Raw genomic sequence first — 13,647 nt, 5'->3', positions numbered from 1 at the left:
CCGGCATTCTCCGGATGGGGCCCTTGCCACCTATTCAGGAGATTTAAAAATGGCACTTGGCACCGTGAAGTGGTTCAACTCGGAAAAGGGCTTCGGCTTCATCGAGCAGGACGGCGGCGGCCCGGACGTCTTCGCGCACTACTCGAACATCGCCACCCAGGGCTTCCGTGAGCTCCAGGAGGGCCAGCGCGTGTCCTTCGAGGTCACCCAGGGTCAGAAGGGCCCGCAGGCCGAGAACATCCTGCCTGCTAACTGACGCTCTTCGCACGGCCGGGGTCCGCACCGCGAGGTGCGGGCCCCGGCCTGTGTGTTGTTCCGTCGATGCATTTCCGCCGGTTCCAGGAGGGCCTCCCCGCATGACCAGCTCCAGCTCCGCACGTCCCAGCCGCCGTCCCGTCAGGGGTCGGGGTGCTGCCCAGGGACGTCCGAAGGCTGGCGGCGGCCGGCCCAAGGGCGGTTCCGCCCAGCCTGCCCGGCCGCAGGAATTCACCATGCCGGACCCGATCACCCCGGCCCTCCCCCCGGTGGCCGCCTTCGCGGACCTCGACATGCCCGCCGCGCTGCTGAAGACCCTCGCCGCGCAGGGCGTCACCGAGCCGTTCCCGATCCAGGCCTCCACCCTCCCGAACTCGCTCGCCGGCCGTGACCTCCTCGGCCGCGGCCGCACCGGCTCCGGCAAGACGCTCGCCTTCGGCCTGGCGCTGCTGGCCCGTACGGCCGGCCGCCGCGCGGAGCCGAAGGCGCCGCTCGCGCTGGTCCTCGTACCGACCCGCGAGCTGGCCCAGCAGGTGACGGACGCGCTGACGCCGTACGCCACCGCCGTGAACCTGCGCATCACCACCGTCGTCGGCGGCATGTCGATCAACCGGCAGTCCGGCGCCCTGCGCCGCGGCGCCGAGGTCCTCGTCGCCACCCCCGGCCGTCTGAAGGACCTCATCGAGCGCGGCGACGCCACCCTCGGACAGGTCTCGATCACGGTCCTCGACGAAGCCGACCAGATGACCGACATGGGCTTCATGCCGCAGGTCACCGCGCTGCTCAAGCAGGTCGAGCCCGGCGGCCAGCGGATGCTCTTCTCCGCGACCCTGGACAAGAACGTCGACAAGCTCGTCAAGATGTTCCTGGACGACCCGGTCTCGCACTCCGTCGACCCGTCGGCCGGCGCCGTCACCACGATGGAGCACCACGTCCTGTACGTCATGGACGAGACCGACAAGAAGGCCGTGGCCACGCGCATAGCCGCTCGCGAAGGCCGGGTGATCATGTTCGTCGACACCAAGCGCGGGGTCGACCGCATGGTCAAGAAGCTCCTCGCGGACGGCGTCCGCGCCTCCGGCCTGCACGGCGGCCGCTCGCAGCCGCAGCGCAACCGCACCCTCGACTGGTTCAAGACGGGCGAGGTCACCGCGCTGGTCGCCACCAACGTCGCGGCCCGCGGCATCCACATCGACGACCTCGACCTGGTCGTCAACGTGGACCCGCCCACCGATCACAAGGACTACCTGCACCGCGGCGGCCGTACCGCGCGCGCCGGTGAGTCCGGCAGCGTGATCACCCTGGTCCTGCCCGAGCAGAAGCGCGAGATGACCCGGCTCATGTCGGACGCGGGCATCAACCCCCGCACCGCGCAGATCCGCTCCTCGGACGAGGAACTGGTCCGCCTGACCGGCGCCCGCGTGCCCTCCGGCATCCCCGTCGTGATGGAGGTGCCGCAGCCCACCCCGGCCAAGGCGCGTCCCGCCGCCAAGAGCGGTGGCCAGGGTGCGCGCCGTCGCTCCGGCGCCCCGCAGGGCGGCGGCTCCGGTTCCGCCTCCGGTTCGGGCGCGGGCTCCGGTGCGGGCGAGCGTTCGCGCCGCGCCCGCAGTGCGGCTCCGGTCGCCGCGGGCTCCGGTGGTTCCGCCGGCCAGGGCCGCCGCGGCGGCTCCGGCGCGGCAGGGGCGGCTGGCGGCCGTACCCGCAGCGGTGGCGCCCAGGGCGCCAGCCAGGGCTTCGGCGGTCGGCGCCGCGCGACCGGCGGCGGCGCCGGGTCGGGCCGCCCGAGCGCCTGATCCTCCGGCACCCCACCGGTACCCGTACGACGAGAACGCCGGGCGGCGCACACGCGCCGCCCGGCGTTCTCGTCGTTTCCGGTGGCGGGCCGGGGCGGTCCGGGAGGTGTGCGGGCCGGTCGGGGGCTACGAGCGGACCAGCTTGCCCTGGAGCTTCGCCAGGGTCCGCAGGTCCAGCCCGAGGCCGTCCGTCAGGTAGCCGTAGAAGCCGCCGTAGTCCGCCGCCAGCTGCGCCGTCGCCGCGTCCAGGTAGTCCTGGCGGACCTCCTGGAGCGGTATCAGCAGGTCCGGGTTCTGCATCCGGCCCGACTGTTTGAGCGCCGCCCGGACCTGCGCGTCGTACGCCGCCCGGAAGGTGTTCGAGGCCAGGTAGTCCTGCTCGGCCGCGGACTGCGGCACGGCCAGCGCCCGCAGCAGTACGTAGCTCATCCAGCCCGTCCGGTCCTTGCCGGAGGTGCAGTGGTAGAGGAGCGGGCCCTGCGCGCCGTCCGCGATCTCCCGCAGCGTGGCGGCGAACTGCGCCCGGCTCTCCTGGCTGGTGACGAAGGTCCGGTAGATGCCGCGCATGTAGGCCTCGGCGCGGCCACCGCCCAGCATCTGCTCCTGCTTGACCGGGTCGCCGGTGGCGATCGCGCCCACCAGGGTCCCGTACAGGCCGAGGTCGCTGACCGGGCGCGAGGTGGCGGTCAGTCCCGCGGGCAGCCGGTCGGCCCCGTCGTACTGCAGCTCCATCGGGATGCGGAAATCGACGGCCTTCGTGAGGCCGAGACCGGAGACCGTGGTGAGGTCGGCGTCGGTCAGCTTGCTCAGCGCGTCGGAACGGTAGACGAGGCCCTGGCGGACCTGGCCGCCGAGGAGGGTGCGGTAGCCGCCCACGTCACGGACGTTGACGGCGCCCTGGAGCGGGATCCGGCGAATCGTTTCCGCCGTCTGCTGCCGGTGGTGCCGGGCGGCCGCAGGGGCGGGGACGCCCCTCGGCGCGGCGTGCGCGGAGGCGGGGAGGGTGGCGGCGAGCGCGGAGAGAAGCACTCCGGTCGCCGCCAGGCGGATGCGGGCACGGCTCATCGGTGCGACTCCTGAGGGGAGAAGGGGGATCACCCGGCCGGAGGCAGGGCGCGGAGCACTGCGTGTGCCTCGGCCATGACGCGGCTGACGAGTTCCGCACAGGACGGAAGGTCCTCGATCACGCCCGCGACCTGGCCCGATGCCATGACGCCGAGGTCCGTACGGCCCTCGACCATGGACGCCTTCAGGAGCATGGGGGTGTTGGCGGCGAGCAGGACCTGGCTCCAGGACAGGTCCTTGCCGTGCTTCATCGCGAGGCCGTCACGCACCATCTGCGGCCAGCTCAGACCCGAGATCCGGCGGAAGGCCGCCGCGTGCCGGACCGCCTCGGCCAGTGCCCGCGCCCGGCCCGCCCGCTCCAGGGCCACCACCAGCTCGCTGCGCAGCATCCGGTGCGGGAGCCCGTCCACGGCCGTCGTCACCGTGACGTCCTTGACGCCCGCCGCGAGGTAGCGCGCCTTGACCGCGTCGGGGACGGTGGAATCGGAGGTCAGCAGGAAGCGGGTGCCCATCGCGATGCCCGCCGCCCCGAAGGCGAGCGCCGCCACCAGACCGCGCCCGTCGTGGAAGCCGCCCGCGGCGATCACCGGGATGTCCACCGCGTCCACCACCTGCGGCAGCAGGACGGTCGTGGCCACCTCCCCGGTGTGCCCGCCGCCCTCCCCGCCCTGCACGATCACCGCGTCCGCGCCCCACGCCGCGACCTTCTCGGCGTGGCGGCGCGCGCCGACGGACGGGATCACCACGACACCCGCGTCCTTGAGGAGGGCGATCAGCTCCCGGGAGGGCGCCAGCGCGAAGGACGCGACCCGGACCCCCTCGTCGATGATCAGCCGGGCCCGCTCGGCCGCGTCGCCCGCGTCGGCGCGCAGGTTGACCCCGAAGGGCGCCGCCGTGCGGGACGCGACCTCGCGCACCGCGGCGCGCAGCTGGTCGAGGGTCATGGTCGCGGAGGCCAGGATGCCCAGCGCCCCCGCGTTGGCCGCGGCGGAGACCAGGCGCGGGCCCGCTACCCAGCCCATGCCGGTCTGGACGACGGGGTGTTCGATGCCGACGAGCCGGGTGAGCGCGGTCTCCATCACGCCGGCACCTCGCGCAGCCGGGTGGCGCGCGGGTCCAGTTCCTCGCGGATCAGGCGCAGTTCGGCGGCGGTCGGCTCGCGGGTGTACGGGAAGGAGTCCGTGCCCGCGAGGTCGAAACCGGTAGCGGCGCGGACCTCCTCCAGCGTGACCCCGGGGTGCAGGGAGGCGATGCGCATCGACCGGTCCGGGGTCTCGAAGTCGAACACCCCGAGGTTGGTCACCACGCGGGGGAGGCGGTGGTAGCGGCTCGCGGAGGGGCCCGCCGCGGCGGCGCGGTCGTAGCCCACGCCCGAGACCATGTCCACGCGCTCCACGAAGACCCGCGAGGAGTGCTTGGGGATCCAGTAACTCACCGGGTTGTTGAGGGTGTTGACGGGGGCGCCGCGCACGCCCAGCAGCTGGCGGGCGGGCTGCTCCCAGTCGCCGATGCAGGAGATGTTCTGGTTGCCGAACCGGTCGATCTGGCTCGCGCCCATCATGACGTGCCGCTTGCCGCCGGTGACCATCGTCAGGTGCTGGCGGTAGGGCAGCCAGCCCTCGGTGGCGCCGTCCGGGCCGATGAGGAACGCCTCGCCGTTGGTCAGCAGGAGGTCGGGGGAGAAGGTGCGGCGGGCGAGCCGGGCGCCGATGGAGGGGATCAGGCCCATGGGGCTCGCGAGGACCTCGCCGTTGTCCCGCCAGGCTTCGGCGCAGGCGATCACGCAGTGGTCGGCGCGGGTCGCGGGGGCGGGAGGCCGGCCGGGCGGCAGGCCGGGGGCGGGGCGGGGCGCGGGGCCGTCGGTGGCCGGTGTGCTCGTCACTTCTGCTGCTCCTCGTGCCAGGCCTGGACGGCGCACTGGTAGGCCTTCTCGTCGCCGGACAGGAAGCGGGCGGTGAACTGCGCCCAGGCGGCCGGGTCGGCGGCCGCGGTGGCGTAGGCCTTCTGGAAGGGTTCGTCGCGCTCGTAGTCGGGGGCGCAGGCGGTGAAGTGCGCGCCGTGCGGGGTCTCGACGACACCGGTGACCGCGTGCCGCTTGATGAGGAGGGTCTGCGGGGCCGCCCCGCGGGTCAGCTCGGCGGTGTCGACCAGCCGCTCGCACGAGACGTACGCCGTGTCGGCGGCCTCGCAGAAGAGGTCGTCGAAGTACGGGTCGGGGCCCAGGTACTGGCCGTTGCCCGCGCGGTCGGCGCGGTTCATGTGGACCAGGGCCGCGTCCATGCGCAGGGCGGGGACGGCGACGAACTCCTCGCCGTCGGCGTAGGGGGAGGTCACCGTGCGCAGTTCGGGGTTGACCCGCATGACGTCGGAGCCGAGGCCGGCCCGGACGGGCAGGAACGGCAGCCGGTTGGCGGCGGCGGTCAGGCCCCACATGAACATGGCCTCGTCGATCTCGGTGAGTTCGAAGGCGCCGCGCTCGCGGGCGGCCCGGAAGTGGGGCTCCAGGGGGATCGAGTCCAGGGTGGTGAAGGCGGCCACCAGCTTGCGGATCTTCCCGGCCGCGGCCAGCAACCCCACGTCCGGGCCCCCGTAGGAGACCACGGTCAGATCGGTGATCTCGGACCGGAGCAGTGCTCTGACCAGGGCCATCGGCTTGCGGCGCGAACCCCAGCCGCCGATCCCGACCGTCATGCCGCTGCGCAGCTGCCCGACGACCTCGTCGGGGGTCATCGTCTTGTCGCTCATGAGCGTTCCCCGTCTCCGTTTCCGAAGGTGTCGCGGACCCGGTCGGCGACCCCGCTGAGATTGGCCTCGAAGGTGAAGCCCTGCTCGAAGCGGTAGCTGCGCCGGACGTCCACGGGGTCGATGCCGTTGATCGCCGCCTTGGCCAGGCGGATCAGGTAGCCGTCCTTGAGGGCGATCTCGGCGGCCAGTTCGAGCGCCGCCGCGCGCAGGGCGGCCCGCGGGACCACCTTCCACACCGAGCCGTGCGCGTGCAGTTCGGCGGCCGTCGCGGTGCGCGAGGTGTAGTAGAGGGCGCGCATCAGGTGCTGCGGGACCAGCCGGGACAGGTGCGTGGCGGCGCCGAGCGCGCCCCGGTCCAGCTCGGGCAGGCCGAAGGTGGCGTCGTCGCTGGCGACGATGGCGTCCGCGTTGCCGACCAGGCCGATGCCGCCGCCCAGGCAGAAGCCGTGCACCGCGGCGACGACCGGGACCTCGCATTCGTACACGGCCGCGAAGGCCTCGTAGCAACCGCGGTTGGCGCCGATGAGAGCGCCGTGCCCGGTGTCGCGCTGCATCTCCTTGATGTCGACGCCGGCGTTGAAGCCGCGGCCCTCCGCGGCCAGCACCACGCACCGCACCTCGGGGTCGCGGCCCGCGGCGCGCAGGGCGTCGGCGAGGTCGTACCAGCCGCGTACGGGCAGGGCGTTGACCGGTGGGAAGTCGACTGTGACGAGTGCGATGCCCTTGCCGGGGCCGGAGGTGGAGACACCCATGAGCGGATCAGCTACCTTTCCACCAAACGTTTGTTAGGGAAGGAAGGTAGCAGCCGATGGAGCTGGACGGGAGGGTCGTCGTCGTCACCGGTGGCACCCGGGGAGTCGGCGCCGGGATCGCCCGGTCGTTCCTCGCGGCGGGCGCGCGGGTCGTCGTCTGCGCGCGCCGCCCGCCGGACGAACCGGTGGCGGCGGGGGACCGTACGGCCTGCTTCCTCCCCCTGGACCTGCGCGATCCGGCGGCGGTGGCGGAGTTCTTCGCACACGTCGCGGACCGCTACGGGCGCCTCGACTGCCTGGTCAACAATGCGGGCGGCACCCCCTACCGGCTGCTCGGCGAGGGCGAGGCCGAACGGCACGCGCGGGTCGTCGCCCTGAACCTGACCGCCCCGATGACCGCCTCGCTCGCCGCCCGCCCCTTCCTGCGGGAGGCGCGCGGCTCGATCGTCATGATCGGCAGCGTCAGCGGCACCCGCCCCTCGCCCGGCACCGCCGCCTACGGAGCGGCCAAGGCCGGGCTGGAGAACCTGGCCCGCTCGATGGCCGTCGAGTGGGCCCCCGAAGTGCGGGTGAACACCCTGGTGCCCGGCATGGTGCGCACCGAACTGTCCCACCTGCACTACGGCGACGAGAGCGGCATCGCGGCCGTCGGCGCGACCGTCCCGCTCGGACGGCTCGCCGAACCCTCCGACGTGGGCGGGGCGGCCGTCTTCCTCGCCTCCGACCGGGCCGCGTACGTGTCCGGCGCGAGCCTGCTGCTGCACGGCGGCGGGGAACGCCCCGCCTTCCTGGACGCCGCCACCGCGAACCAGACATGACGGACACCGACACCCCCCTCAGGAGAAGGAGAACTGACATGGGCCTCGCCGAGGACCGGGTAGTGATCGTGACGGGCGCGGGACGGGGGCTGGGCCGGGCCCACGCGCTGGCCTTCGCGGCGGAGGGCGCGCGGGTCGTCGTCAACGACCTCGGCGTCAGCCTCGACGGCCTGCCGGGGCCGGACGGCCCGGCGGCGGCGGTGGTGGCGGAGATCCGCGCGCTGGGCGGCGAGGCGGTGGCCCACGGCGGGGACATCGCGACGACCGGGGGCGCGTCCTCGCTGGTCGAGTGCGCCCTGGACACCTTCGGGCGGCTCGACACCCTGGTCAACAACGCGGGGTTCCTGCGGGACCGGATGCTCGTGAACCTGGACGAGGACGACTGGGACGCTGTCATGCGGGTCCACCTCAAGGGGCACTTCCTGCCGCTCAAGCACGCGGCGGCGCACTGGCGGGCCGAGGCGAAGGCGGGGCGCGAGGTGGCGGCGCGGGTGGTGAACACCTCCTCTGGGGCCGGGCTGTTGGGATCCGTCGGCCAGGGCAACTACAGCGCGGCGAAGGCGGGCATCCTGGGCCTCACCCTGGTCGCGGCGGCGGAGATGGGCCGGTACGGGGTCCAGGTGAACGCGATCGCCCCGGCGGCCCGGACCCGCATGACGGAGCAGGCCTTCGCCGAGACCATGGCCGCCCCGGCGGCCGGGGCCTTCGACGCGATGGCGCCGGAGAACGTGTCCCCGCTGGTGGTGTGGCTCGGTTCGGACGCCTCCGCCGGGGTCACGGGCCGGGTCTTCGAGGCGGAGGGCGGCCGGATCACCGTCATGCAGGGCTGGCGCCCCGGCCCCACCGCCGACCGTGCCTCCCGCTGGACCCCGTCGGAGGCGGGCACGGCGGCCGCGAAGCTCCTGTCCGAGGCGGAGCCGGCGTGGCCGGTGTACGGGGGGCGGTAAGGGGGGCGCCGGTGCGGGGCCCCTGGGCGCGGGGGCCCTGGGTGCGGGCGCGGGCCCTGGGCCCTGGGCGTGGGCACGGGCGCGGGGCCTGGCCGAGGGCGCGGGCCTTGGCCCCGACCCGGGCCGCGGGCCCTCCCTCCGCCCCCGAGGCCGACCCCGGCCGCGGGGTGCCCCCAAGCGCCGGGCGGGCTGGGGCCATCCCAGCCTCGCCGGGGTTTGAGGCGCCCCCGGAGGGCCGAGCCACCTGGCGCTTGAGGTGTGGGGGAGGGGTGCGGGTGTGGGTGGCCTCCGGCGGGCCCTCAAGCGCCGGGCGGGCTGGAGTTGGCCGGTAGGGCGGGATGCCGGGCTCCGGGGATCCGCGGGCTGGGTTGGTTGGCTCGGCCGGTGCCGCGGCAGCGCGGGCCATCCCAGCCCCGCCGGCGTTTGAGGCGCCCCCGGAGGGGAGGCGGGGCGGTCACCGGGCACGGGCAACGGCCGGGCGCGTGCTTTCGCCTGGCGGACGGGGGGCACAGAATGCGACCGGGGCGGGGAACGCGGAGCGCCCCGTACGCGTACCTGGAGGGGGACTTGATGTTACGTGCGGTGACCACGACGGCTCTGGTGGTGGCGGCAACGCTACCCATGGGCCCCGCCCAGACCACCGGCACCACGACCACACCGCCGGCAAGGGCCACGGCGGCCCTGGTGATGTCCGAACTGCGCCCCCCGGACGGCTTCGTCTCGACCTTCGGCTCGCTGCTCAGCGATGCCGGCCACGTCGTCGGCACGGCGGGCGCTCCCCGGGGCGAGAAGTACGTCCCCGTCCGGTGGGAGCCCGACGGCACGCCCACCCGCCTCGTCGGCCTGGGTGACGACTGGATGGCGACGAAGGCCGTCAACGACGACGGCGTCATCTCCGGCGCGGCCAACACCCCCGACGGCAAGCAGCACGCCGTGACCTGGGACTCCTCCGGCACGGCCAAACGGCTCCAGGAACCCGAGGGCTACCTGCAGAGCGTCGCCGAGGACATCAACAACCAGCACGTGGCGGTCGGCACGACGTCCCTCTACAGCACCACCTGGGCCGTGCGCTGGGACCGCGACGGCAAGCCGACCTTCCTGGAAAAACCGCCGAACTCCGTCGGCAGCCTCGCCACCCGGATCAACGACAGCGGAGAGATCATCGGTTCCGCCCGCTTCCTGGGCACGAGCAGCACCTCGGCGGTGCGCTGGGACGCGAGCGGCAAGGTTTCGTACCTGGGCGCGAGCCAGTTCCCCTCTCCCGCCAACGCCACGGACATCAACAACCGCGGAACGGTCGCCGGTGACACCTACGACCCGGTCGCGGGCGGATACCGGGCGGCGCGGGCGCTGCGCTGCTGCGTGTTCCGCGTCATGCCGGGCGCGGCCGACGGCAGCGCCGCCTACGACGTGAACAACCGGGACGTGTTCCTCGGCGCGACCAAGATCGGCGACCGCATCGAGAACGTGCGCTGGGACGACGCCGGCGGGATGGTGGTGATGAAGCCGGTCCCCGGCACGTCCTCCCGCAATGTGTACGCGCTCAACGATGCGGGGCTGGCGGTGGGGGTTTCCGGGGGCCACGCAGCCGTGTGGGATGCCGGCGGGAACGCGACGGGGCTGCCGGATGAGAAGCCGGGGCGGGTGCTGAAGGATTCGATGGCACTGACGATCAACAATGCCGGTCAGGTGCTCGGGCGTGCCGACTACTGGGACGTCTCCCCGCGCGCGATCGTCTGGCGCTAGCCCGGCCCTCAAGCGCCGGGCGGGCTGGGACGGCCATCCCAGCCTCGCCGGCGTTTGAGGCGCCCCCGGAGGGCCGAGCCACCTGGCGCTTGAGGTGCGGGGGAGGGGTGCGGATGCGTGGGGCCTCCGGCGGGCCCTCAAACGCCGGGCGGGCTGGGGTTGCTGCCTGGGCGGGATGTCGGGCTCCCGGGATTCGGGGCCGGGTGGGTTGGCTCGGCCGGTGCCGCGGCAGCGCGGGTCATCCCAGCAGCGCCGGCGTTTGAGGCGCCCCCGGAGGGGCCGGGGCTCGGGGTGGGTCCGGGTTCCGGACAAAGCGGGGGGCGGGCGGGCCGCGGCGTGCGGTGGGGATGCTGGTGGGCCGGGGCGGGAGCGGGACGCGGGCGTTGGTTCGGGCCACGCGGCCCGGGGGCGAGGGGGTTGGCCGTATAGCGGGCTTACCCAGCCCCCGACCCCGTGGTGGCATGTGCATGCCCACGTCGGATCCGGATAGCGGACCCGGCCGCACCTTCACCGGACGGAGTACCGGACATGCCCCTGCCCAGACTGGCCCTCGGGGCCGCCGCCCTGACCCTGGTGGCCGTGACCGCCCCCACCGCCACCGCCCGGGCCGCCGGCCCGGCCGCCGTACCCCCCGGCCGGATCACCGTGGAGGTGGTCGGCGCGAACGGCTCCGGCTGCCCCACCGGCACCGCGGACGTCGCCGCCGCCCCCGACGGCACCGCCTTCACCGTCACCTACAGCGACTACCTCGCCCAGACCGGAGCCGGCTCCTCCGGCACCGACTTCCGCAAGAACTGCCAACTCGCCCTCCGTGTCCACGTCCCCCAGGGCTTCACCTACGCCGTCGCCCGCGCCGACTACCGCGGCTTCGCCAGCCTCCAGCGCGGCGCCTACGGCCAGCAGCGCGCGGGCTACTACTTCCAGGGCGCTTCGCAGACGGCCCGTACGACCCACCAGTTCGGCGGCCCGTACGCGGACAACTGGCAGGCCAGTGACCAGACCGGCCATGCCGACCTCGTCTGGGCCCCCTGCGGCGAGGACCGGATCCTCAACGTCAACACCGAACTGCGCGTCTACGCGGGCACCTCCGGCCCCCAGGCCCTGAACTTCATGAGCATGGACTCGACGGACGGCAGCGTCAGCACCGTCTACCACGTCGAGTGGAAGCAGTGTCCGGCCGCCTGAAACCGCCCGTCCCACCTCACGGCCAGGAGTGACGCCCGTGTCTCCTTCCCTGCCCCGAACCCTGCTCGCCGCCGCCGCGACCGCCGCCCTGCTGGCCTCCGCGGCCCCGGCCCACGCGACGCCCATCACCGTCCCGCCGGACAAGATCGTGATCGAGCTCGCCACGGTCAACGGCTCCGGCTGCCGCGAAGGCACCGCCCAGGTCGCCGTCGCCCCCGACAACACGGCCTTCACCGTCACCTACAGCGAGTACCTCGCCCAGGTCGGCCCCGGCGCCCCGCCCACCGGCTTCCGCAAGAACTGCCAGCTCAACCTGCGTGTGCACGTCCCCTCCGGCTTCACCTACGCCATCGTCCAGGCCGACTACCGCGGCTTCGCCTCCCTCCAGCGCGGCGCGTCCGGCCAGGAACGCGCGGGCTACTACTTCCAGGGCATGCCGCAGACCACCCAGCGCACCCACCAGTTCGGCGGCCCGCTGGAAGACAACTGGCAGACGACGGACAGGACCGAGTACGCCGACCTGGTCTGGGCCCCTTGCGGAGAGCAGCGCAACTTCAACATCAACACCGAACTGCGCGTGAACGCCGGTACGTCCGCCCCCGGCACGACGAGCTTCATGGCGATGGACTCCACCGACGCGAGCGTGAACACCCTCTACCACCTCGCCTGGCAGGTGTGCCCGGCGCCGAGGGCGTAACCCGTGCGTGGGCGGTTGCCCGAATTCCGGTACCGCGCCGCGTCCGGGTCGTTACGCTCGGTCGCCGACCGGAACGAGCGCCACACGGCGCGTACTTGGGGGTGACCGCCCATGGTCAACATCCGCGACCTCGATCCCAGCGACTCCCCGCTGGACTACTACGGGTCCGAACTGCGTCGCCTGCGGGAGGCTGCGGGGCTGAAGCAGTCGCAGCTCGGCGACATCATCTACTGCACCGGATCCCTGATCGGCCAAGTGGAGAACGCCCGGAAGGTGCCGACGCGGGACTTTTCCGAACGGCTCGACGCGGCGCTGGGCACGGACGGGCAGTTCAGCCGCCTGGTGGGGCTGGTGCTCCGCAGCCAGTTGCCGGTGTGGTTCCGGGCCTACGCCGAGATGGAGGCCCGGGCGGCGTACATCTCCACGTACCAGTGCCAGCTGGTCCACGGACTGCTCCAGACGGACGCGTACGCGCGGGCGGTCCTCGGCGTCGAGTACCCCGAGAGTCTCGACGGCGCCGTGGAGGCCCGGCTGGACAGGCAGCGCATCCTGGTCCAAGAGGAGCCGCCGGTGCTGTGGGCGGTCCTGGACGAGGCGGTCCTCCACCGCGAGATCGGGGGACGTGACGTCATGCGCAACCAGCTCGCCCACCTGCTGAGCCTGCGTGACCGGCAGTGGGCGGACCTTCAGGTGCTGCCGTTCTCAGCTGGTCAGCACACCGGGATGATGGGGTCGTTCACCCTGCTGCGCTTCGACGGCGATCCCGACATCCACTACAGCGAGAGCTACGACTCCGGTCACATGACCGCCAACCCGCAAGTGATCAAAGAGCGTTCGGTCGGATACGCTCGTTTGCAGGCCGAGGCCCTGTCCCCCCGGGATTCGGCCGCGCTGATCGCTCGCGTCATGGAGGAACGTTATGGAGACCAACCAGGAGCTGGCGGGCGCGCGGTGGCGTAAGTCCTCGTACAGCGGCAGCAGCGGCGGCGAATGCGTCGAGGTCGCTCCGCAGCCGCGTCTCGTCGCCGTCCGGGATTCCAAGGTCCCCGACGGGCCCGTCTTCACCGTCGGCCGCACCGCCTTCGCGGCCTTCGTCGGGGCGCTCTAGACGGCGGCGGCACGGCCCGGAAAACGGACCGGACCCGGCCCCCTGGCGGGAGGTCGGGTCCGGTCCTTCTCGTGCGATGACGTATCACTACCCAGCCCATCGGCCCGCTGAACCGCCTCGGCCCATCGTGTTCTGCGGCGTCCGTACGGCCCGGCGGTGGAAGGGGGTGTTCCGGCCTGCGGGGCCGGGCACATCCGGCACATGAGCACGAACGCCATCATCATGTGGGGTGTCCTGGCGTCGTTCGTCGCCTTCTTCGTGCTGGGCTGGCTGATGAGCCGGGGTCGGGGCAGTGCGCCTGTACGGGGTCCCGGGGACGAGGACGGCGACGGGTGCGGGGGTGGGGGCGAGGGGTGCGGGTGCGGGTGCTCTGACGCGTGACGCGGGTGCGGGCCTGCGGGGCGCCCCTTCGGCTTCGCCGGGCCCCCTCCAGCCTCGCCGGCGTTTGAGGCGCGGGTCCGGGCGGAGCCCGGGGCGGCCCGCCAGGGTCGTTGTCCCCTGCGGGGCGCCTGGGGCTCCGCCCCCGGTCGGTAGTG

General features: G+C 73.4%; 14 protein-coding genes. 9 read left to right on the top strand and 5 right to left on the bottom strand.

What is annotated here, in order from left to right:
- Nucleotides 1-49 precede the first annotated feature (49 nt).
- Nucleotides 50-256 carry a cold-shock protein gene (locus ABZY31_RS26995; protein ID WP_283457653.1) on the top strand — a complete coding sequence of 69 codons (207 nt, stop codon included), beginning with the start codon at nucleotides 50-52 and terminating at the stop codon, nucleotides 254-256.
- Nucleotides 257-356: 100 nt separating this feature from the next.
- On the top strand, nucleotides 357-2,048 hold the full coding sequence (locus ABZY31_RS26990; RefSeq protein ID WP_356415079.1) for a DEAD/DEAH box helicase: 1,692 nt from the start codon (nucleotides 357-359) through the stop codon (nucleotides 2,046-2,048).
- Between the two features lie 126 nt (nucleotides 2,049-2,174).
- On the opposite strand, the gene ABZY31_RS26985 is transcribed toward ABZY31_RS26990, so the two are convergent.
- From ABZY31_RS26985 to ABZY31_RS26965, 5 genes are read right to left on the bottom strand one after another with little or no spacing between them, the layout of a single operon-like run.
- On the bottom strand, nucleotides 2,175-3,113 hold the full coding sequence (locus ABZY31_RS26985; RefSeq protein ID WP_356415076.1) for a tyrosine-protein phosphatase: 939 nt from the start codon (nucleotides 3,111-3,113) through the stop codon (nucleotides 2,175-2,177).
- A 29-nt stretch (nucleotides 3,114-3,142) separates the two neighbouring features.
- Nucleotides 3,143-4,192 (bottom strand): nitronate monooxygenase, encoded by a 1,050-nt coding sequence (locus tag ABZY31_RS26980; RefSeq protein WP_356415073.1) that lies wholly within the window; start codon nucleotides 4,190-4,192, stop codon nucleotides 3,143-3,145.
- Entirely contained in the window at nucleotides 4,192-4,944 is a 753-nt protein-coding gene (locus tag ABZY31_RS26975) for a CoA-transferase (protein WP_356415150.1), read from the bottom strand. Before ABZY31_RS26975 ends, ABZY31_RS26980 begins: the two co-directional genes overlap by 1 nt.
- Before the next feature lie 47 nt (nucleotides 4,945-4,991).
- Nucleotides 4,992-5,858: a CoA-transferase gene (locus tag ABZY31_RS26970; protein WP_356415070.1), complete on the bottom strand. Its 867-nt coding sequence runs from the start codon at nucleotides 5,856-5,858 to the stop codon at nucleotides 4,992-4,994.
- A complete protein-coding gene (locus tag ABZY31_RS26965; RefSeq protein ID WP_356415067.1) occupies nucleotides 5,855-6,610 on the bottom strand; it encodes an enoyl-CoA hydratase family protein in 756 nt (251 codons plus the stop codon). The genes ABZY31_RS26970 and ABZY31_RS26965 overlap by 4 nt, the downstream gene beginning before the upstream one ends.
- A 56-nt stretch (nucleotides 6,611-6,666) precedes the next feature.
- Here ABZY31_RS26965 and ABZY31_RS26960 point away from each other — a divergent pair, with 56 nt between their 5' ends.
- The 7 genes from ABZY31_RS26960 to ABZY31_RS26930 all read left to right on the top strand — a co-directional run bounded on the left by ABZY31_RS26960 (nucleotide 6,667) and on the right by ABZY31_RS26930 (nucleotide 13,111).
- Nucleotides 6,667-7,428: an SDR family oxidoreductase gene (locus ABZY31_RS26960; protein WP_356415065.1), complete on the top strand. Its 762-nt coding sequence runs from the start codon at nucleotides 6,667-6,669 to the stop codon at nucleotides 7,426-7,428.
- 38 nt (nucleotides 7,429-7,466) lie between these two features.
- On the top strand, nucleotides 7,467-8,375 hold the full coding sequence (locus ABZY31_RS26955; RefSeq protein ID WP_356415063.1) for an SDR family oxidoreductase: 909 nt from the start codon (nucleotides 7,467-7,469) through the stop codon (nucleotides 8,373-8,375).
- A gap of 582 nt (nucleotides 8,376-8,957) precedes the next feature.
- On the top strand, nucleotides 8,958-10,121 hold the full coding sequence (locus ABZY31_RS26950; protein WP_356415060.1) for a hypothetical protein: 1,164 nt from the start codon (nucleotides 8,958-8,960) through the stop codon (nucleotides 10,119-10,121).
- Between the two features lie 528 nt (nucleotides 10,122-10,649).
- The gene (locus ABZY31_RS26945; RefSeq protein ID WP_356415057.1) at nucleotides 10,650-11,306 is read left to right on the top strand and encodes a DUF4360 domain-containing protein; all 657 of its coding nucleotides are present in this window, start codon (nucleotides 10,650-10,652) and stop codon (nucleotides 11,304-11,306) included.
- Nucleotides 11,307-11,355: 49 nt separating this feature from the next.
- The gene (locus ABZY31_RS26940) at nucleotides 11,356-12,003 is read left to right on the top strand and encodes a DUF4360 domain-containing protein (protein WP_356415147.1); all 648 of its coding nucleotides are present in this window, start codon (nucleotides 11,356-11,358) and stop codon (nucleotides 12,001-12,003) included.
- A 111-nt stretch (nucleotides 12,004-12,114) separates the two neighbouring features.
- Nucleotides 12,115-12,963, top strand: coding sequence for a helix-turn-helix transcriptional regulator (locus ABZY31_RS26935; protein ID WP_356415055.1), 849 nt, complete (start codon nucleotides 12,115-12,117; stop codon nucleotides 12,961-12,963).
- Nucleotides 12,923-13,111 carry a DUF397 domain-containing protein gene (locus ABZY31_RS26930; protein ID WP_356415052.1) on the top strand — a complete coding sequence of 63 codons (189 nt, stop codon included), beginning with the start codon at nucleotides 12,923-12,925 and terminating at the stop codon, nucleotides 13,109-13,111. The genes ABZY31_RS26935 and ABZY31_RS26930 overlap by 41 nt, the downstream gene beginning before the upstream one ends.
- The last annotated feature ends 536 nt before the right edge of the window (nucleotides 13,112-13,647 follow it).

The organism is Streptomyces sp. NPDC006529, from assembly GCF_040611795.1.
Taxonomy (GTDB): Bacteria; Actinomycetota; Actinomycetes; order Streptomycetales; family Streptomycetaceae; genus Streptomyces.
Note: the sequence above shows the minus strand (reverse complement) of the source record. Positions and strands in the feature narration are given on the sequence as shown.